At 37.3% G+C, this 20,736-nt stretch carries 15 protein-coding genes; 5 read left to right on the top strand and 10 right to left on the bottom strand.

Annotated elements, in window-relative coordinates; all coding sequences use genetic code 11:
• The 8 genes from LX92_RS15225 to LX92_RS15190 form a co-directional block, all read right to left on the bottom strand.
• The coding region (locus LX92_RS15225; RefSeq protein ID WP_244915936.1) for a DUF6443 domain-containing protein at nt 1-1,775 on the bottom strand (1,775 nt) is incomplete at its 3' end.
• A gap of 4 nt (nt 1,776-1,779) precedes the next feature.
• Nucleotides 1,780-4,938 carry an RHS repeat domain-containing protein gene (locus LX92_RS15220; protein ID WP_146197847.1) on the bottom strand — a complete coding sequence of 1,053 codons (3,159 nt, stop codon included), beginning with the start codon at nt 4,936-4,938 and terminating at the stop codon, nt 1,780-1,782.
• 180 nt (nt 4,939-5,118) lie between these two features.
• Complete coding sequence (locus LX92_RS15215) at nt 5,119-6,204, bottom strand: tail fiber protein (protein WP_109652386.1); 1,086 nt, start codon at nt 6,202-6,204, stop codon at nt 5,119-5,121.
• Between the two features lie 2 nt (nt 6,205-6,206).
• Nucleotides 6,207-7,196 (bottom strand): tail fiber protein, encoded by a 990-nt coding sequence (locus LX92_RS15210; RefSeq protein ID WP_146197846.1) that lies wholly within the window; start codon nt 7,194-7,196, stop codon nt 6,207-6,209.
• Between the two features lies 1 nt (nt 7,197).
• Nucleotides 7,198-8,160 (bottom strand): tail fiber protein, encoded by a 963-nt coding sequence (locus LX92_RS15205; RefSeq protein ID WP_109652380.1) that lies wholly within the window; start codon nt 8,158-8,160, stop codon nt 7,198-7,200.
• Nucleotides 8,157-9,140, bottom strand: coding sequence for a tail fiber protein (locus tag LX92_RS15200; RefSeq protein ID WP_109652377.1), 984 nt, complete (start codon nt 9,138-9,140; stop codon nt 8,157-8,159). Before LX92_RS15200 ends, LX92_RS15205 begins: the two co-directional genes overlap by 4 nt.
• Nucleotides 9,141-9,142: 2 nt before the next feature.
• Entirely contained in the window at nt 9,143-10,075 is a 933-nt protein-coding gene (locus tag LX92_RS15195) for a hypothetical protein (protein WP_146197845.1), read from the bottom strand.
• A complete protein-coding gene (locus LX92_RS15190; RefSeq protein ID WP_109652371.1) occupies nt 10,075-11,022 on the bottom strand; it encodes a hypothetical protein in 948 nt (315 codons plus the stop codon). Before LX92_RS15190 ends, LX92_RS15195 begins: the two co-directional genes overlap by 1 nt.
• A 361-nt stretch (nt 11,023-11,383) precedes the next feature.
• Here LX92_RS15190 and LX92_RS15185 point away from each other — a divergent pair, with 361 nt between their 5' ends.
• Nucleotides 11,384-11,797: a type IV pilin-like G/H family protein gene (locus tag LX92_RS15185; protein ID WP_109652368.1), complete on the top strand. Its 414-nt coding sequence runs from the start codon at nt 11,384-11,386 to the stop codon at nt 11,795-11,797.
• A 277-nt stretch (nt 11,798-12,074) separates the two neighbouring features.
• On the opposite strand, the gene LX92_RS22920 is transcribed toward LX92_RS15185, so the two are convergent.
• Nucleotides 12,075-12,209, bottom strand: a complete 135-nt coding sequence (locus tag LX92_RS22920; protein WP_262509851.1) for a hypothetical protein — start codon at nt 12,207-12,209, stop codon at nt 12,075-12,077.
• Nucleotides 12,210-12,280: 71 nt separating this feature from the next.
• Here LX92_RS22920 and LX92_RS15175 point away from each other — a divergent pair, with 71 nt between their 5' ends.
• The 4 genes from LX92_RS15175 to LX92_RS15160 are packed head-to-tail and all read left to right on the top strand — an operon-like array spanning nt 12,281 to nt 17,587.
• The gene (locus LX92_RS15175) at nt 12,281-13,693 is read left to right on the top strand and encodes a GspE/PulE family protein (protein ID WP_109652361.1); all 1,413 of its coding nucleotides are present in this window, start codon (nt 12,281-12,283) and stop codon (nt 13,691-13,693) included.
• A gap of 6 nt (nt 13,694-13,699) precedes the next feature.
• On the top strand, nt 13,700-15,883 hold the full coding sequence (locus LX92_RS15170) for a type II secretion system protein GspD (protein ID WP_109652357.1): 2,184 nt from the start codon (nt 13,700-13,702) through the stop codon (nt 15,881-15,883).
• Nucleotides 15,883-17,085: a PilN domain-containing protein gene (locus LX92_RS15165; protein WP_109652355.1), complete on the top strand. Its 1,203-nt coding sequence runs from the start codon at nt 15,883-15,885 to the stop codon at nt 17,083-17,085. Before LX92_RS15170 ends, LX92_RS15165 begins: the two co-directional genes overlap by 1 nt.
• Complete coding sequence (locus LX92_RS15160) at nt 17,075-17,587, top strand: hypothetical protein (RefSeq protein WP_109652352.1); 513 nt, start codon at nt 17,075-17,077, stop codon at nt 17,585-17,587. Before LX92_RS15165 ends, LX92_RS15160 begins: the two co-directional genes overlap by 11 nt.
• A 698-nt stretch (nt 17,588-18,285) precedes the next feature.
• On the opposite strand, the gene LX92_RS15155 is transcribed toward LX92_RS15160, so the two are convergent.
• Nucleotides 18,286-20,652: an alpha-amylase family protein gene (locus tag LX92_RS15155; protein ID WP_190263547.1), complete on the bottom strand. Its 2,367-nt coding sequence runs from the start codon at nt 20,650-20,652 to the stop codon at nt 18,286-18,288.
• Nucleotides 20,653-20,736: the final 84 nt, after the last annotated feature.

Below are 20,736 nucleotides of genomic sequence, written 5' to 3'. Positions count from 1 at the left end.
AGGCCTCCGCCCACTTCTTTCTGTACCAATTGGCCCAAATCGTCATAGGTATTATCAACCAGGGTTTCCTGTGCTGAGTTGTTTATACTTTGTTTCTGTGTAAGCAACCTGCCCATATGGTCATAGGTAAAGGTATCTACCGTAACAATGGCCGCATTGGTGCCCTTGGTATGGGTGGCCTTTGTCTGTTCCACTTTCCCCCCAAAGTCGAGCTCGGTCTCTACGATGTCCGTGGTGACCAGATAATCGTTCTTACTGGCCGTATAGATGGCCCGCCCTTTTTTATCATAACCCGTAATGCTGGTGATCCAATCACCGGTATCAAGGACCTTTACTTTGCTTACCGTTGCGAGGCCTTGGGTATTGGTCGCCTTGGGCTGGCCCAAGACCGTACTTGGTACACTTAAGCCATCGGTATCTACATAGGTATCATAATAGTTCACAGTATGGAGCTCCCCGTAGTTAGTGTTTGGGTACCCACTGTTATTATAGCTTATGGTTCTGCTATCTATGGTGGTGGTCCCAGGTCCTACCCAAAGATTGCCCGTATAACCGTTAGCGGAACCCTGAAGGGAAATCCTCGAAGCACCGTTGTTGATTGTTCCGGTATAGGCCACCCTGCCAAAGGCATCGTACTTGGTAAAGAGCCATTTGCCCTGCACCCTTAGGTTGGGGTCCCTGGTGAGAACGGGCTGGTCCAGTTTGTTGTACACAATCTCTTCCCATGTCGTCGAGGTTCCCTTACCTGGAATTTTCTTCTCCACCAACCTGTTGCGTTGGTCGTATTTGTACTGGTAACAGAGTTCGTTGAGCTCCGTTGCACTTACGCTGGCAGTGGTCACCTTGGGCGGTATCACATAGGTGAGGTTGCCAAAATCGTCATAGACATAATACGTGTCATGGGCGCCGCTGTCATAGGTGCGCTTGAGCACTACCCTTCCCTGCTTGTCGGTGAACTCCTCAGTACTATGGTCGGTGCCACTACTATGGTTCTCGTCATAGGTAATGTTCTTGTAAAGCTCACCGGCCGTGTAATACCCGCTCTGCACCAAACTCGGGGTATAGGTATTGTTGGCGAAGGTCGTGGTGACCTTGAACAAACGTACCTCATTGGTCGTATTGGTATCGTATCCGAACTCGATCTCATGGCTACCTTCCATTTTCCAATCCTCACCCGGGGCCGCCTGTTTCAATACCCGGTTCAACGGTGAGGGCTCAAAATCCTTCTCCGAATACGCATTGGCCGTGGTATTGCCCATGGTGGGGAAGTCCGAGCCATAGTTGGACTTGTAATAGCTACGTGTAGCCGAGGCCTTGTTGCCCCTGTAGGTGCCCAAGGTGCCCGAAGGTTCATGGTAGGGCAACCAGTCCTTGTCCTGACGCCCGAAACCGTCATATTCGATATGGGTGATGATGTCCTCCTTGTCCGGGGCAGCCTTTATCCCGATCTGCTGCATGGGACGGCCAAGACCATCGAAATAGCTGATGCTCTCCAATACGTCCTTGTTCTCACTTATGCCAGATGACGAGGTCATCCCACTCTGGTAGGTGCGGGTGAAGATATAGTTCTCATCGCTCTTGGCCACCGGAATGTAGGCATCACTAACTATCTTGGCCGAAAAACTCGTGGTATGGAAACCGGGAGACAGGGTGATGCTCTGCGTTGCGATATGATCGCCAGATGATTCCCCGCTGAAGGTCAAGGTCGGCTGGGTCTGGGCCATTGCCATATTGGCCATCAACACTGCTACTAATGTATATATATGGTTTTTCATGGTCTTATTGGTTTTTATAATGGTACTCGTAATCCGTTACCAGCTTACCTTCTGCATCCTTCACCTCCTTAAGGCGGTTGAAACCGTCATAATAATAGTAGATGGTATAACCTTTGGGGTCGGTGATACTGGTGACACCCACCAATGGATCATAGGTGTAGGTCGTGACCATCGCAGTCGGGAGACCGGTTCTTATCTTGTTGAGCTCCGTACGCATGGCACTGTCCGTTGTGCCGCTGTTGTTATAAACAGATTCGGTTATTCCGGTGCCAATGACATCGGCATAGGTGGCGTTCTCTACCTTGGCAACGGGATATTGTTTGTCGTAGCCCCAGATGTAACTGATTGGCGGGCCACTCGATATAGATACTTCAATCGGGTTTCCTTCGGCATCGTACTTATCATAGTCAATGCGGTCTTGATAAGGATTATTCGTTGCTTGGTAAGGCCCTTTTAAGGTCCTAATGGTTTTCGGTAGACCAGAATTATAATATAAGGTCTGTTGGGCAGATAATAATTGTTCAGTATTGTTAGGTAAAACCTTATAATTCATTGTTTGAATAGGAATAGCCAACCTATTTTGGTAGACAAGGATTCCGTTTCCATATACAGAATAGGGATAGAACACTTTTTGTTTTAGGGTCTCCCCTTTACTGTTCGTCGTTATTTTTTCTATTAACTGCGTATAGGGTTCGTCATACTCATAATCGATTGTAGTCGTGATCGTATCCTGTTCCATGATATCCTCAACAACAGTCTGAACCAATTTATAGTCACGGGCATAGTACGTATTGTAATCTTCCGCATAATCATTCGGTTCACCTTCATATCTCCCCATTCCCGTCCATCGATAGGTCGTTCTTCCCACAGCCATACCATACGCCTTTCTAGTATTATTTGTTCCGATTCCGTAGGGGTAAAAGGTACTATACTTATTTATTGTTTTCCTGATTGGTTTGTATAAACCGTTTTCTTCCTTGTAGACCCAACTTGTACGTAGTTTTCCTTTCTCCCAATCATAATTCGTTGACCCTAAAAATGGAAATCCAGGGTTTGAATTGGTATTTCCTTTGGAATATGTGTTAACGGTATATCCATTTTCCCCATTGTTCTGTTCTATTACAACGCGTTCGTAAAGTACAGGCGAACCTTGATAACTGGTAAAAGGGGTCTTACTCTTGGCAGACCTATATATCCTATGACCTGTAGAATGATTCGGTTCATTTTGATGATATGTGCTATATTCAAATTTCGGGTTTCCTCCTAATATGACCCCACTTGATCTATTGAATTTTGGGTTTTCGTATTTGTACTTTTTGGTATAGCAATTTCCCAGATTATCACAATCGGTCGTACTTGCTACACGAATACCCCCTACATTTTTATTACCATAAGTAGTTTTGATATTTTCGTAATAAATTTTACATTCTATATAGGCTTCCTTATTGGCCAATTCCATAACCGATCCTGAAATATAAATGATTCCATCCTCGGCGAAACCAGTAATTTCTTTAGTTAAGACCAGATTATCCCAACAGGGGACTCCGGAAGGATAACTTGCACAATTCTCCGCATCCGCGGATAGTGAGAAATTACTGATAACGGATTGACCACATAATTCACTTGCGTTTTTTGCCGTTACACTTATATTGGCCTCATTACCCAAGGCATTTGAAGTTGTACCTTTTTTAACAGCGGCAGTAATCACTATCCGTACTATTTGTGAGGCACCGACATCTATAGTGGTATCCAAGTTTTTTTGTACAAAGGGTTCATCGGCATTCAACCTAATTATCCTATTAGCGTTATGGGTATAACTACATGTCACACTTGTATTCCCTAGTTCATTATATACCTTATTTTGCTCATAGCCGATGACTGTACTCCCTCCTGTAGGATAAGTTATGGTCTCCAGTGCCCCATATCTGGTTTTCACTGTATCTATTTCCCTAGTTGCCAACAATAAATTAGACGCAGATTTACCATTATAATATCCCCAAAAATCTTGTGTCGTGTAATCATGATTTATTGAAAAAGATTCATTATTATAGTCGAAGGTATAAAATGGCTCAGTGATTGAATTTTTTGATTTTACGATTTCCTTTAATAATTTTTTACTTTTCGACGCATTATTATAGACAAAGTCATATTTGAGAATTTGATTATTGCCACTGTAAACTGAAATATCGTCCAACGAAAAACTCCTTTTCGTATCGGGACCATGTCGATTTGTAAAAGACTCATCATGTGGGGTGATTGTAAATCTCACCTCCCCATTCGGGAATACGATTTTTTTCAATAGTCTAGTATAGAGCGCCGTTTGCGTATTGGTAATGTCGAATCGATTCTCAATACCCGTAACCTCAGTATTGGACCACACTTTTTTATAATGTACATCCGTTGCATAGTTAAAAGGTTCATATTCAAACAAAATTTCCCCTCCATTATTCGGTAGTTCTATTTTAGTTAGAAGATAACTTGATGGCACTTCAATGGGTGCAGAATCATAACCTAATGAAATATTATATTCCGCCAATTCTATCTCATCAAAATAATATTTGATTCCTTTTTCATCAATGACAAAATCCTTTTCAGCGATATAATTTCTATGGTTCAGAAAAACAATTTCATTGTCGTGGTTTATTTTAAACGTACCATTGACCTCTCCAGCTGAAATTACGTAATTATCGTATTGGCCGTCTTTATTTAGTTCGGCTATTTGATTATAAATTAGAAACCTTTGATCCTCGTAATCCTCATAGGGCAAGTTATCATAGGCCCCGGTGAGATAGGGCACAACTGAATTATTCTTGAAATTATTGCCAACATCCATTTCATCAGGGATGCCCTTTATATCCCTGGTTATCCGCCCGGTTGCCATCAAGTCCCAACCCAATCCGGTATATCCCGGATCTTCTTCTACCATTAATCCAGAATAGTTATAGGATAGGTAGATCGGCCATTCAAAATCCTTTACTTTAATGGTATATAGAGGAACGGAATAGTTGATCTTACCTGTCGAAAGGTTAACCGGCAAATCCCCATATTTACCTAAAGATGCAGCTTCTGGTGAAACCGGGAAAATCTGTGGCAGTTTTGGTGTGTCGGTTTCTTGGGCGGTCACGATTGCCGCGCACATAAAAAATAAATACAGTATTTTCATGATTGATCTTAAAATGATTATAATTATATTCTTTTCTTTTTATATTGGAATTATAGCATGTCAGTCCTAATCCGATATATGATTTAATCCTCCGTTTTTCGATTTCAACCCGCTGGACTACAACTAATTACCGTCCTCGGTTAATGGTCTTCAATAATCGATTTCTAAAATTTTATCTTACTAGTCCTTTGTCATCTGTTCGATTTTAAGCAATCTTTTATCTAGTTCTTTCAATGCTTTGATCTGCTTGTCCTGCTCCAATATATAAAGTGTCAACTCCTCTATCTTTTCCAAGAGCAACTTGTTCATTTCACCCAATTGAATGCCGTTGACCGCTACTTTTTCAGCGGAGGGCATATTGATCAAATGGCCTTTTTCGGTGATGTGTTTTTCTACTTCCTCCAAAGTGGGTAGGTTGTAGTCCTTTTTAAAGACATAATCTGGCCAGCCAACTAAATCTACTTTAACTTCTTTAGCATGGATTTCTCCGCTTACAGCTAGTTTGGCATCCGGAGAGGTAGTTCCTATACCTACATTACCAAATGAGTTAACGACAAAATCATAACCAACACCCGGCGTATTATTATGTGGTGCCTTAATGCCTATAATTCCATTATTGCCATCATAAAAGGACGAAATATCGGAATGATAGAACGACCCAGAAGCATTTTTGACTCTAAAGCGAATCGAAGACTCTTGACTATTCACATCGTTTTCAATTCGAATGCTAGTAGATGCATTTCCATTGACCGTTAAAACTCCATTTGAGGTATATGTAGTTCCGATAGCTACCCTTCCCAACTTATCAATAGTCATTCTAGTAACAGGAGCTCCATTCACATCTGGAGAAGTACCCAGTCTTAAATTCCCATAGGTTGGGTCCAAACGAATTTCTGCTGCATATTTAGAAGTATCCAAATCAGTTCCTGAGGAACTGTATAAAAATCCAAGAACTTTGTGCCCTCCATCATGAAATGCAAAAGAATTCCCCACTTGAAGCTTCTCTAAGGGACTATTGGTACCTATACCAACATTACCACCAGCTAAAACCGTTAATCTTTCTTTTAAACTTGTGGCATCTTCGAAAATTCCCCACCTATCGCCATTTATGATTCCACTGGCCCAAATACCTGACGTTGAATTTGTCTGGAACAGACTAATACTATTTGCGGAGTTTAAGATTACTTTTCTATTATTGTGTGTCAAATCTTGGGCATTAGCCGTCAACGCTGAAATAAGGAACAGTATTAAGGTCAACTTTTTCATAATTAATCTTGTTTATGAGAGGTTTCTATTTTATGTAGCCGTTCTTCGAAAAGAAGATTTATTTGTTCTTTTTGATCTAATTCCTTCTCTAGCTTTCGTATTCGATTTTGTTGTTCTAGAGTATAAAGTGTCAACTCCTCGATCTTTTCCAAAAGTTTCATGTTCATAACACCCAGCTCAACACCGTTCTCTTCCATTTCCTTGGCTGTTGGAATGTTGGGCAAATGGCCATTTTCCTTGATGTAAATTTGTGTTTCTTCGAGCGACCTTAGGTTGTAATCGTCCTTAAAGACATAATCAGGTGCTGGAACTGAAAGATCCACTTTTATCTCCTCAGCATGAATCTTCCCCTTTACGGTGAGTTTGGAGTCAGGAGATAAGGTCCCAATCCCGACATTTCCATTTCTTGCTGCACCTTTACCTGTAACCAATGCAACGTCCCCATCGGATTGCAAAATCAATGGACTCGTATAACTCGCTCCGTTGTGGGAATAAAAAACCAAATCACCTGGAGTATTCGCCCAATAGTCTGTTCTAAAGCTTAAATACCAGTATTTTGAATTCCCGACTATACCTGCGTCCACAGGACTAAATATCAAATCCGCAATAGCCCCAGATGAATTATTTGGACCTCCAATTCTCACCCCAGTCCTACCTGTACTAGTTATATGTAATGGATTCGTAGGAGTACTTGTCCCAATTCCCACACGACCGGTATCATCATTAATGACCATCCTGGTATTTCCCTCTGTTTGGAGAATTAAGTCATTATCATAGGAACTAAACGTATTGGCCGTAGTATAAACAGGTTTATTGAATATTATCTTCGGCCTATCGGTATAAATATGGCCAAATGATGAATTCCATGGCCCAATTTCTAATTTGCCGTGAGTGGTGGTAAAAGTATGTTTATCAGATCCGTTATAGCTATACTGCGCCTGGGAATCCAAACCGAAAAACAAAATGGTTATCAGTAACAATAAATTCTTCATTTTAGTCATTTTTAGTCATTAATAAACGAAGTTTGCCTTCCAATTTTAATAATCGCTCTTCTTGTCTGAATAATTTTTGCTCCTGTTGCAAGGTATAAAGCGTCAACTCCTCAATCTTCTCCAGAAGCAATTTGTTCATTTCACCCAATTCAATACCATTTGTCTCCACTTCCTTAGCTGAAGGAATATTGATCAAATGACCTTTTTCATTGATGTGTTTTTCTACTTCTTCCAAAGTAGGGAGATTGTAGTCATCCTTGAAAACGTAATCGGCCCAGCCGGTCTCTACTTTAATTTCCTCGGCACGGATTTTGCCTTTCACAGCTAGTTTCCAGATGCCTGGATTTGATGTGCCTATCCCAATATTTCCGGTAACATCCGAAATGACTAATTTTGGGGCAGCATCCATGGTCAGTCCATGGGAAATGGAAAATGCATTGTCATTATCCTTTACCCCAACGGACCATTTGGAATTAGCCTCGACACCTTCATAAAAACTTATGTAGGCGTCTCCCGGCCCACTTTGCCCATTACCAATTATATGGATTTGGCCTTGAGATTGTTCACCACTATCACCTTGCACTTGAAGTTTACCTGTAGGATTCGTAGTTCCAATCCCAACATTTCCCGAAATATCTTTTATAACTAATTTAGGAGAAGCATCCATGGTCAGTCCATTGGAAATGGAAAACACATTGTCATTATCCTTTACCCCAACAGACCATTTGGAATTGGCCTCGTCACCTTCATAAAAACTGATATAGGCGTCTCCAGGGCCACTTTGTCCGTTGCCTACCAGAAGTATCTGTCCTTGTGCTTGTTCTCCACTTCCACCTTGAATTTCTAACTTTCCAGAAGGAGTGGTAGTTCCTATTCCAACATTCCCTGATGATGGAAATGAATTCGTCTGCGCATTTAAATGAATCGATAAAAAAATTAAGAAGGCAAAAATTAATATTTTCATTTTATAAGATTAACTACTGTTTTTTCTAATTCCTTTATTCTTATTTCTTGCTGAATGGTATAAAGCATTAACTCCTCTATTTTCTCCAAAAGTTTCATGTTCATTACTCCCAACTCCACACCATCATTTTCCATTTCTTTAGCAGATGGAATATTCGGCAAATGGGCATGTTCTTCTATATAGTCTTGAGTTTCCTCCAATGTCCTTAAGTCATAATCCTCATTAAAGACATAATCAGGTGCAGGAACGGAAAGGTCTATCTTTACCTCTTCTGCATGTATTTTACCTTTTACCGTAAGTTTGGAGTCGGGGATGGTGGTACCAATGCCTACATTTCCATTGGTAATGCTTGAAAATAAAAAGGCCTTTTGTAAAAATTCTCTGTTCGTGTATTCCAATTGCGATCCTGCTTTATCTCTTATAAAATAGGTTCCTTCATCTTGGTACACTATTCCACCTATATCATTATAATTGCCTTCAGGGCGCACCCATCGTTGCGTACTTTGGTTCCATTTTGCTGGGCCATAATTTCCTGTTAACCATTCGTCCCTAATCCAACTATTTTCATTCGAAGCCGAAGTAACACCTATGGTCGTTTTTCTTAATTTAACCCCACCTGTAACATGTAATCTATATTCTGGATCTATAAGGCCTACACCTACACTACCTAAGGAATAAAAATTTCGTGCAATTTGAAAATCTCCATCATTATTTAAGGCAGCTATGGGTTCTGACCCTGAAACACCCCAGGTCCATCCTTGGCCAGTAGTACTGTGCATATTATTTTTAATACTATAATTTGTTACTGGCCCGTAATTGTATTCCGATGAGCTCCCCATATCTATTTTATAGTTGTCGCTCCCATTCCAAAAACGAAAACCGTGGCCTTCACCAGCAGTGAGGTCATAGTTGGTTTGTGTCTGCGCGGAAACAAATACTCCTAAAAACAGATAAAAAAGAAGGGATATGTTTTTTTTCATAATTATTTTTGTTTTAGCAATGCTTCGATGTTATTAAGACGCTCCTCTTGTTTTTTATTGATTGCTTTTAGTTCTATTAAGTTTTTTTCCTGCTCCAGTGTATATAGCACCAACTCCTCTATCTTTTCTAAAAGCAGCTTGTTCATTTCACCTAACTCAATACCATTTGCCTCCACTTCTTCGGCTGAAGGAATATTGATCAAATGCCCTTTTTCATTGATGTATTTTTCAACTTCTTCCAAAGTAGGGAGATCGTAGTCATCCTTGAACACGTAATCGGCCCAACCTGTCTCCACTTTGATTTCCTCCGCCCGTATTTTACCTTTAACGGCTAGTTTCCAAGTTCCGGCATTCTTAGTTCCAATGCCCACATTACCGTTTGAAGTATTTATGGTAAATGTATGCCAGCTTTCTTGGTTCGTATATCTTGTGCCAATTCCAAAAATATTACCCCCAAAATTCTCCTCCGAAAACCCAATGTTAATACCAACTTGACCACCATCCTGTCTAAGTTGTATCAGAGGGTTGTCAGATTCATTATTATTATCCGTATCGGCTTCAAGTCTTACTATGGCATCTCCAAAGGTACCAGTGCTAACATGTAGTTTACCTTGAGGCGCTTCCGTCCCAATACCTGTATTCCCATTGGGTTTAAAAACCATTTGATGCACTCCGTTAAACGCAAAACCAATACCACTGGTTTTGTGAATATTAATACCATATCCAGTATTATCCAATGTACCAATAGAAGGATCTGTAGGAATAAAAGTATTTGCCACCCTCAGTTCATTGCTTATTCTTAGCACTGGAGCTACTATTTGATTATTGGTCGTTGCTTCATTATTGGCGTATGTAAATTGTGCATTAGCTTTATTGCTTACGCCAATACAAAAAGTAAAACAAATTATGATTTGGCAGATTGATATCTTCATCATTATTTGATTTTAAGTTCTTCTATTTCCCGTTGTTGTTGTTTATTTTCATTTTTGAGTTCAAGGACGTACAAAGTCAACTCCTCTATTTTTTCTAAAAGCAGCTTGTTCATTTCACCTAACTCAATACCATTTGCCTCCACTTCTTCAGCTGAAGGAATATTGATCAAATGCCCTTTTTCATTGATGTGTTTTTCAACTTCTTCCAAAGTAGGGAGATAGTAGTCATCCTTGAACACGTAATCGGCCCAACCAGATTCCACTTTGATTTCCTCTGCCCGTATTTTACCTTTTACGGCCAGTTTGTATGATCCGGGATTTGTTGTACCAATACCCAAATTTCCATTTATTACTTGATTCCCTTCACTATGGACTACTTGGGCCCATACGCCTAATCCAGAAGAATTGGTACTTCTGAAATACATTTTGGGAGATGAGGGCGAGTTTTTCACAGCTATTTGACCATTATACCTATAGCCTGAATTGTTTGATCCATGGTTCATATTAATTCCCCAAAACCAATGATAGGGCTCTGGAGCATTGGTGACATTATAGCCTTCATAAAAACCACTTTGCCATATATTGTTCCAATCTGTTACCTTATTTGGATCATTAAGTAATAGTTTACTGCTAGTGAACGTTCCATGTAATTTAAAATCACCCAAAGTATTTAGACCAGCAATAGGTGCTTGTCCCGAAACACCCCAAACCCATCCTCTATCGGCATTATTACTCATATTATTCTTAATACTATAGCTTGTTACAGGGCCATAATGATATTCTGCGGTATTACCCATGTGTATTTTATAACTATTATTCCCGTTCCAAAACCGAAATCCATTTCCATCACCTGCAATTAGGTCATAATTTCCCTGTGTCTGTGCTATTGAAGTAGCAGTTACTAAGAATAATAATAAGAGTATGAGGGCATTGACAATTGATTTTAGCATGTTGTTATTTTTTTAATTTAAGCATACCTCACTTGGGCATCAATTTAGGGATATGATACCTTAGGATGATTTACTACAATCTCTAATTAAGACAATCTGCAGAATGCCATTTGCATATGGGTGTAAGACCAGATTCGAAGTAGGTGAAATCTATTTGGGATATATTTAACGAATAATATCTTACATCAATTATAATTATATTACATAGCTAAGTAGGTAAATAAATATTATTTAACAAAATTTTTTTAACAGTTTTCGATGAAATGCATTTTGTCATTTTAAAATAAAAACGAAGATCTACATATAATAATAATGGCTTTTTTATGTTATAACAATACCTAGAAATCAACTGAATAGACTTATGTACAATGTAATTTCACGTAAAAAAGTACCCGCTCTTAATTTGCAAGAAACTTTAATCGTTTTGGCGATTATCGGAATATTGTTATTGCTTGCCCTACCTAATTTGATGCCTTTGATTTCAAAAGCGAAGAGTATAGAGGCCCAAACCCAATTAAAAGCTCTCTACAACGCACAGACCACACATAGGTATATGCATAGTAAATTTAGTGCTGATTTTAACGAATTGGATTTTGAAGCCCCAAAGACCGTTAAAGAAAACGGAACAGCCAATTATCGTTATGAAATCATAAGTGCTGACAATGCGACTTTCAAAGCAAGAGCTGAAGCTGTAACCGATTTTGATGGTGATGGAATATTGAATGTTTGGGAAATAGATGAACAAGGTAACCCAAAACAAATTACCAAAGATTGATAGTCTCTTTAAAAATATTGGTAATCCTAGGATGTTCATTTATGGCGTTTCAGGATTTAAAGGATCGAATGGTTATGTGGATAATATTCCCTGTAATTGGCTTATTATTGTTTGTGCTGCATCTAATTAACTCTCATTGGGAAGTAGGCCTAATATATATCCTCACAAACATTTTAATTATCAGTGGTGTTCTATTACTACTCTATCTATATACCAAACACATTTTAAAACAGAAATTCCTGAATGTGAGTTTTGGTTTGGGAGATATATTATTCCTTTATGCATTGGCTTTAGGGTTTCCTACAATTACATTTATCATAGTTCTTGTTGGTTCTATATTTTTTTCACTTATTGCTTTTCTTTTATTGAAAAGATATAAGGAAATGTCTACCGTCCCTTTGGCTGGTCTCATGGGTTTATTTTTAATTGGATTGGTTCTTTTTAGTTTTTCGAGCTATACACCTTCTCTTTATTTATACTAAAATGGAATTAAGCAGTTATGACATACCAGCGAATGTAAAACAGCGAATAACCGCTGACCAAGCCTTTCATTACCGAATTGTGCCTACAAAAAGTACCGACAACGGACTTGTTTGTAAAACTGATAATGAATCACTGGAAGTGCTTTTGTCCGAATTACAGATCGTATTGGATATCCCGATTATATTGGAAAAATGCGAACCTCAAGAATTACAAAGGCTTTTGGCCACAAATTATCGTATACAAAAACAAACGGCTGGTAACAGATTACACTATACATCTGATTTTTTAGAAAAAATATTGGTTAGCGCCAAAAACATTGGAAGCAGTGATATTCATTTTGAACCTTATGAAAAGAGATGCCGTGTTCGCTTTCGACTAGATGGCAAGTTAATAGAGCAATTCAATATCCCTCTAGAAGAATACCCTACCATAGTAAATAAAATTAAAATAAAATCGGATCTGGATATCGCGGAAAAACGTTTACCCCAAGACGGACGTATAACAATGAAACTGGGCTCTGGCGAATTTGATATTCGTGTATCTTCACTTCCAACCCTACATGGCGAAAAATTGGTTTTACGTATTCTAAGCAAAGACACCGGTTCAATAGATTTAGATTCCCTAGGGTTTACAAATAAGGAACTCTTTAGATATAAGGAATCTATTCGGAAACCGAATGGAATTGTTTTAATTTCAGGACCTACAGGGTCCGGAAAAACTACCACGCTTTATGCAACATTAAAGCATTTGAACAATGACAATACAAATATCCTAACAGTAGAAGACCCTATAGAATATACCTTAGAAGGAATTAACCAAGTGCAATTAAAGGAAGGTATCGGTTTAGATTTCGCCAGTACGCTTCGAACCTTTTTAAGACAAGACCCCGATATAATCATGGTTGGGGAAATCAGGGATGTAAAAACGGCCAACATGGCCATACGTGCTGCATTAACCGGTCATTTAGTTTTGTCTACAATCCATACAAATTCAGCTTGGGCGACAATATCCAGACTTATTGATATGGGGGTCCCTTCGTTTCTAATAGCCAGTACATTGAACATAAGTGTTGCCCAGCGATTAGTTCGAAAATTATGTGATAAATGCAAAGAAGAAGTTCCTATTGACCTTTCTTTATTTCCTGAAAGTTTTTTACCACCCAATAACCTAACTTCCCATTATAGGGCAGTTGGCTGTAATTATTGTCACCACACAGGATATTACGGCAGAAAAGCTATCTATGAAATTTTACCAATTTCCACAGCTTTACAACTACCTATAAAAAATAATCAACTTGAAATAAATGATTATTTGAAGGAGAAAAAAATTGACACCCTAAAATCGAATGCCATACAATTGATCAAAAACGGAACGACATCTATTGAAGAAGTTTATGCCTTGCTAACTGATTAAATTATAATGAAAAACCAAAGACTCTTATATATTATTTTCTTGCTAGTATTTTTTAATACCATCGCGCAAGAATCCAATAGAATCCAGACAATTAAAAATAATTTGGAGCTTTTGGCAATGGAAAATTCTGAATTGAACGAAAGGTTAAAACTTGAGATCAATGTCAACAATGTAACCCTACCTAGTTTTTTGGTTGCGGTTTCCAAAGTTCACAACCTTAATTTAACCGTTGCCCCGGATATAGGCAATATTTCTATTGTAAATAATTTTTCAGATGTTACTGTAGCTGATCTATTCGTGTTTTTATGTAAAGAGTATGAATTGGATATAGAGTTTACGGGCAATATTCTTTCGATTAAAAAATATACCCCACCGATTATAGAAATTAAGGACAAAGAAATACATATAGACTATGATCATAATAGCAAATTAATTTCTTTGGATTTAAAAAATGATCCTCTCGAAAAGGTGTTTAGGCAAATTATGGATAGTACTGGAGAAAACCTATTATTCTCAAATAACATGGAATCTATCCCTTTGAATTTGTACATGATCAATGTACCCTTTGAAAAGGCAATGGAGAATTTGGCTGACATGAACAATCTGTCTTATTCGAAATCGAGAGATGGTTTTTATCTCTTTAGTTCATTGATTAATTTAAAAAATGAAGATTATCATAAAAATCAACTGGACGGAAATTTCGGTAGACCTAATTTAAATTATGAAGTCTTGGACACTATTAATAAGATTCTCAATGTTGATTTTATAAATGCCCCAATAGCTTCGATAATAAAAGAGCTTAGTTATGATTTGAAATTAGATGTCTATACAGCAACTTCTCTTGAACATGCTGGTTTTGTAACTTTTAATGCAAAGAATATTTTATTTGATGATATGTTGAATCACATTTTTGAAAGTCAAGAGAAAAGTGGAAACCAAATCTCTAGTAATCCCAGTGGAAACCAGAATATTCGACAAAATAACCAAAACCAGATTTCTCCTGAAATCCCTATCCCAAACTTTACATTTAAGAAAGAGAATGAAATTTATTTTTTTGGGACAACTGATCAACTAAGTCTTAGAAACGTTGAAATTGTTCAAATGATGCATAGATCCGTTGAACTTCTGAGTGACCCCAAGCAACAATCAAATGGATCTTCGATGTCCAATAGGTTCAATAATTTCAATTCTACTTATTATGGAAATAATACAAATAATGGATTCTCAAGCAATCAATCCAATTCTAACCTAAGATCACTGAACACCCAATCCCAAGAATTTGACATTTATCAAGATAATGCAGAGGCGATAGTGAGTATCATACCAGATGAAATAAAATCTGGATTAGAAATAAAGGTTGATTATGAGCTCAACAGTTTTTTTGTAAGTGGTCCATCTACTAAAATAAATGGATTTAAAAAATTCATAAATGAAATAGACAAACCCGTACCAGTTGTTCTTATCGAGGTAATGATTATTGAGGTAAAAAAATCAGCTACAGTGGAAACCGGAATAAGTTGGGGAATTGGTGACGCCACTGTAACCACTCAAGGTAAAATATTCCCTGAAACAGACATTACACTTGGAGCTAAAACTATAAATAAGATTATCGGTGGTTTTGATGGATTTGGCTCCTTTAATATTGGCCAGGTAGTTCCTGATTTTTTTGCCAGTATTAAAGCTATGGAAGAAAATGGTAATTTAAAAATACGTTCAACCCCGAAACTATCGACCTTAAACGGGCATAGAGCAAAACTTTCCATTGGTGAGACCACCTATTATGTTGTTACCAACCAAAATTATTTCGGCTCACAGATACCTACTACTTCTGAAGTTCGTAATTATCAACCCATTGATGCTGAATTAGCTATAAGTATAAAACCTTTGGTATCAGGGAACGGACAGGTAACTCTGGACATTAATGTGGTACAATCCGACTTTAGTGGGGAACGTATAGAAAACGATGCCCCTCCAGGATTGACCTCAAGGGAATTCAGCTCGATCATTCGAATGCAAAATCAAGATTTGGCTATTTTGGGCGGACTTGAGGAAAAAATCAAGAATGATTCTGGCAATGGTGTGCCTTTCCTTGCGCGGATACCTGTTATTAAATGGCTATTCAGCCAGCGTAAGAGGGAAGACAGTAAACAAAAACTTACAATTCTAATTAAACCAACAGTCATTTATTAATGCTAAACTGGTGGACATATATCAAAGAGGGCAACACATTCGCAGGGTTGGAAATTTGCGGATCGGAAGCCGATTTACAATATTACTTGGTGGTCGTCAAAAAAGTTCGTGGTGAACTCTTATTGGAATCTAAATCCGAACTTTCCGATTTAGAAAACTTAAATAAAAAAATAAATAAAGATACTCCTTTGTTTATTTCTTTAAATACATCTAACGTTCTTCTAAAATTTTCTAAAGATCATGACACTAAAAAACCAGAGGTGCTGGTCAACAATTCATTTCCCAATCTGGACTTGAAGAATTTCTATTATGAAATTTTACAAATAGACAGTAAAGCCATAATCACCATATGTAAGCGAATTTACTTAGAGGATATTCTCGACAAATTAAGTTCCTTTAAAATTTCGGTTGTTGGTTATTCATTAGGAATTAGTCCTATACAAGCTATCTTACCTTACTCTAGTTATGATTCAATTACAACTACTTCGCAAAAATTAGTAATTGATGATGGCCTCATCGTTGGGAATATAACACGTACAGACAACCTAAATATTACATATGATATCAATGGTATTTCATTACCGAACACTTATATACTAAGCTTTTCCGTAATCCTTAATCATATTTCAAAAAATAAAACCATTTCGAATTTTTCGGAAAAGATTCAGCAGTTCCGCTTAAATTATTCCGATCAAAGAATTTTCAGTACACTATTGAAATCTGCACTAATTTTTTTTATTGGAATCTTATCCATTAATTTTTTCTTGTTCAATAGTTATCATGAAAAAGTCAATTCTTTAAGGGAATCCCTCGCCGCTAATAGTTCTCAAAAAGATAGATTACTATCCAAAGAAAATTCATTAAAAGTGAAGAAGGAACGTGTGGAAACCGTATATAATTCAGTTAATTCCCAATCCACTTTGTATTTAGATGAATTGGCCCAAAGCATACCTAATGGGATATTGTTGAGTTCTACAATATACCAACCTTTGGCTAAACCGGTACAAGATTCCAAACCTATTGAATTGGATGAGAAAACAGTCATGGTATCAGGTATTTCCATTGATGATACGCTCTATTCAAACTGGTTGGAAAATCTTGAAAAAATGAATTGGATATCAAATGTGGAGACCATGGATTATGAATATGTAGACAGTAAAACATCCAGCTTTTTAATCAAAATTAAAATCAATGGGAATTAGTACAAAGAATAAGATGCTATTGGCTGGTATTATGATAATGATGTTCATAAGCTATCAATTCTCGATTAAAAAAACCATTGACACACGTCGGGAATATTTACAATTAAAATCAGAATACCAAAAAGTGAATGATTTGCCGAAAAGATTATCAGTACTGATTCAGAAAGAAAAACATTATGATTCCATATTGAGTCAAATGGACATGGGGAACACCTCTGTTCAAAACAACTTGTTACGAATAATCAATCGGGAAGCTGAAGATAAAAACGTCAAAGTAATGGCCTTTAATAAGCCACATGTGGACATTCAAGGACAAAATCAATACTATACCTACAGTTTTAGCCTTAATGGTAATTATACAGATATTTTAAAAGTGATACATCCTATAGAACAGAAAGGAAATTTCGGAGAAATCATTCATGCGGACTTTCAAAAGAAGAAAGATTATAGAACAAAAAAGCTCACCTTGGAAGCTACTATATTTGTGCAACAGTTACGGTAAATCTATATCATAACAATCTATTTTAATTCCGCCATGGGTAAATCTCATAATTGCAATTATTTCTATTAGGGAATAATTAATACTGAATCTTTGCTAATTAGTTTTGAAACCTTTGAAAGACATTCGAACCTTAATAGGTTTTACTTTTTAAATGTTAAAGTTTGAAAAATTTTATTTTTCCAGATTGGTTGACAAGCCATTATTTTTCTTTATCAAGAATTTGAAACTAGAATTCTGTTTTCAAAGAAACACCCCCTTAAAACACTGTTTATCCTACAGTTACGTATTCGGTGCGTAAATCGGTGCGTAAACCCTTCACCGAACAACATAAGTGTTTGTATTCCTGATAGTTACAAACTTTTGGATAGTTCCTCTTTCTCCGCCAAAAGCCCGTAAACACTATGTTTTCGGGCTTTTTTAATATAATATGACACCATTTGGAACCATATAATATCAAATATAAGGTGCGGTATTCGGTGCGTAAATTTTTGAATAAAAACACGCACCGAATTCTATGTTAAATACTGTTATTCAACACTTTACATTTTATTTGTGTTTTGAATGTTTTGTATATTCAAAGAATATGGACTATCCTAAAAAATGGGGGATACTAAACAACACAATATCAAACAACACCCACCTTTGATGTTTATCCCAAAATCCCCTCCTAACCTGTGAACATTATTAAGAATAACAAACTACTTAACTTCCAACAATAAAACTTCTTCTGATGCTAAGTTGAACTCAACATCAACAGGGTTTGATGTCATCAAATTTTTGATTGTTAATGGTACACCGGATTTCAATAACAATTTAATCTTAGCTGTATCATGACCTAAATTAAGCAAATTTACCAAGTAAGAACCGTCTACTTGCTTAACAACCCTTGAAATGACAGTTTTAAAATCTTTCCCGTTATCTGATTCTATAATTACATCAGGCATTTGCTTAGCAACTTGAGCTAATGCAGTTTTTTTTATTTCCGAAATATCCGCATCATTTAAAAAAATAAGTTTTCCGTTACTTTCGGTTAGCTTCTTGCTGCGTTTTTTTCCGTACTCATTCATTGATAAGCTCTCTGGAGAATCAATAATTACGCTTCCACCATTATCCAAATAAGACTGTAAGCTGGAAAATTCAGCATCGGTTACATATTTGGTTTTATAAACCACAACGGTATTCCATATACCATTATCTTGTTTTTCGATTATGTTTTTGGTAACAAAGCCTAAGGGTAATCCTTCAAAAAATAGAGCTTTATATAATTTACCGGTTTGGGTCATATAATCGGGGGTGTTGATAGCGGATGTCTCCGAATAAAAGAAACGTAAAGGCCTAGGTTGTTTACGAAGGGCAATTATTTCTTCGGAAAAACTATTTAAATCATACATCACCTGTGTCACTTCGTTGGCAATGTGAGGTTGCATGTTGTTAGAACCTGCATAGGCACCACCTAGACCAGGGTCAAAGAAGTTAAGTTCCCCTTCTAACCTATCCTCTGGCGAACCATCTGGATCTCGTGCCCAAAACCATCCCATATTTGCGTCCATACCCATTAATGTCGCAAGCCAATATACATTACGAACGTAACTAGTTCGCGCTTCCAAATCTCTCCACATTCCTGAAGAAAGAAAATGTGATTCCGAGTTTACATTAATTTTATCTGGACCAACGGACTCTAAGAAGTCATGTAAAATAGCCATCCCATCCCATTTGTAAGCATATTGCTTATTCCAGTCTGAATTGATGTGGGATCTAATGCTTGGACTACCTAACGCCTTTGCATCATGACCAATCATTGTTGTCAGCTCCGTGAGGGCTTCAAAATCAATCCCATGAGAACGTGAATCTTCATAAAATGTGCGTGGGAATAGTTTAATATGTGTATCCGCTTCCGGGTTAACTGCGTGCAATTCATCTTGCATAAATTTGAACCATTCTGTACTTCGATGCATATTATAACGATTCCAATCATACCATATTGGTTTACCTGTTAATGCCTTATCAATTGGTATTTCTATTTCAACCGAATCAAAACTTTTAAATTTGGTGTCCCAGTTTGAATTCAGGCTTTTAATATTTCCATTGTACTTATCTTTCAACCAAGATCTGAACTTATTTAGCGTGTAAGACGAAATACCGTTCATCTCTTTATAATTAAATGTCCAATGATCTTTCTCCGAATACCAGTGTGGTTCGTTAGCGAATATATACCCTAACTCAGTGACTTTTTTACCTTTCGTGAGCTCTCCGGTATGACGAATAATCTTACCCCACAAATCCCGAGCAGTTGGATTATCAATATCAAATCCCGTAAATAAGGAACGCCCTTTCCTAATCTCAGGTTCTTTTGCTTCTACCCATTCTGGAATTCCCATTGACCAATATATCAGGAAACCGATATTGGTATCAGGAATGCCCGTAAGCTCCTTCATGAGTTCTTCATCAAATGTACCGTCTTCCTTTAATAAAAATGAATTTATAGCACGATCGTGATCTACTGGATACAAGTTTTCACCACCATGGTAAATCGCACCCAAATGGTCATTGTAAACAGCTTCATTAGTGAGTGGTTGCCCAACAGTTTTTGAAAAATAATCATATGGAAAAGAGGGTTTACCATTGCTTACAAACATATTATCCCCTGCCTTTGTATTATGCCAATCAACTTTAGAAACCGGTCTACGCTTTATCTCACCACTAAGCTCTTGATTTAAGTCATCTATACTTTTTTCCAATATTTGGATCACTTTCGTGCGTTCAAAATCTGGTAGTACTTCTGCTAAAGAATCTTTGTTTTGAGCATAATAGCGTTCATAACCAAATAGTTTAGCTGTAGCATCTTTATTGGTTTCGTCCCAATTGGCAAATTTCAAGAATTCATTGGCAAACCAAAGTGTAGTTTCCTCTCTCGTAACATCCAATGATCTTGAACGGGCTTCTTTCATTAAGCCTTCAAGGGTTTCAATTTTTTGAAGTGCTTCTTTTTCATATTGTGATTTAACCCCACAAGCATTTAAAAGTACGAGAACCAAAAAACAGAAAAATAAACTATGTCTTTTCATAAGTGTTAACTTTTAAGAATATTTCAATTGTAAAGAAATACATAAACTATTTTGGGTACATACTTGAATTTAACCGTATATAAG

This window comes from Maribacter polysiphoniae, assembly GCF_003148665.1.
GTDB lineage: Bacteria > Bacteroidota > Bacteroidia > Flavobacteriales > Flavobacteriaceae > Maribacter_A > Maribacter_A polysiphoniae.
Note: the sequence above shows the minus strand (reverse complement) of the source record. Positions and strands in the feature narration are given on the sequence as shown.